This window comes from Neisseria sp. P0021.S007, assembly GCF_051956855.1.
In genome coordinates this window covers 1-1,220 of the sequence record NZ_JBQCXA010000102.1, presented here as the reverse complement: position 1 = coordinate 1,220, position 1,220 = coordinate 1, and the positions used below count along the sequence as shown (strand labels likewise).

General features: G+C 43.6%; 2 protein-coding genes. Both read left to right on the top strand.

Translation table 11 applies throughout. The features are described 5' to 3' along the window. Positions 1 to 453, top strand: a 453-nt coding sequence (locus tag ACTHUR_RS11450; protein ID WP_440398652.1) for a FimV/HubP family polar landmark protein, incomplete at its 5' end; no start/stop codon positions are given. Positions 454 to 680: 227 nt separating this feature from the next. Then, positions 681 to 1,220, top strand: a 540-nt coding sequence (gene truA / locus ACTHUR_RS11445) for a tRNA pseudouridine(38-40) synthase TruA (RefSeq protein WP_440398651.1), incomplete at its 3' end; no start/stop codon positions are given.

The following is a 1,220-nucleotide window of genomic DNA, read 5'->3' as shown; positions in this document are numbered from 1 at the left end:
ACATTTGATGAGTTTGATTTTGCGACAGAAACAAAAGTCTTCGAGTCAAGAAATGAAGAGCCACTCGAGTTTACGGGAGATACCCCTGAAGATTCAGACGGCCATGTGTTGCCATTCGATATCAAGCAAGATCAAGACTTGCAAATGCAAGAAACCAAAGAAGAAGGAGAGAAAGAAGAAGCTGCTTCTGAGTTTGTGATTGAAGAAGGTGCATTGGAATGGGGAGCTGAAGATGTTTCAGTGGCTGCCGATAAAAGCAATAGTGAAAGAGGCTTTGTTTCAGAATCAGTCGGTATGACTGCACCGCTTGAAGCCAAATATGATTTGGCTAAGATGTATATCGAAATCGGTGATCCTGAAGCGGCTCGAGAAACATTGCAAGCGCTGATTGAAGAGGCTGAAGGAGATATTCTGTATAAAGCCCAAAAACTGATGAAAGAGCTTGGCGTATAAGTACCAGTAAAATGAAGATGCCGTTTCAGACGGCATCTTTTTTATGGTAAATTAAAAAGCAAGATTTTAGCTGAGTCTATTATCAGTTGGGTAAGATTTCAGCTTTATGTGATGGTTGAAGATGAAGGCCGTCTGAAATACATAATGGAGGCGTGTGTTGATCACGCCTTTTTAATATTTGTTGCTTAAGCGTAGGCAACAATATCAATTTACAAGAAGTATAAGAAATGACTGAACAAGCAAATACAACAGGGCATCTGATGCAGCGTTGGGCTTTGACCCTCTCTTATGATGGAAGCCGTTTTTATGGTTGGCAAAAACAGGCCGGAGATTTGCCGACTGTTCAGACGGCCTTAGAGCAGGCGTTGTCTTCAATAGCAAGGGAGCAAATTAATACTATTGTTGCGGGAAGGACGGATACGGGTGTGCATGCAACTGCTCAAGTGGTGCATTTTGATACGTCAGTAAGTCGTCCGGAGCAAGCATGGGTGCGTGGTGTCAATGCACATTTGCCTGATGGTGTTGCTGTGTTGGTTGCGCAAAAAGTTGTACCTCATTTCCATGCCCGATTTGATGCTTATGGCCGCCATTATCGCTATTTATTGGAATCTTCACCGGTTCGTTCTCCATTATTAGTTGGCAGAGTAGGGTGGACGCATTTGAAATTAGATTTAAATCTGATGAGGCAGGCTGCTGCCTTGTTGGAGGGGGAACATGACTTTTCCAGCTTTCGAGCGGCCGAATGTCAGGCGAAGTCCCCTATAAAG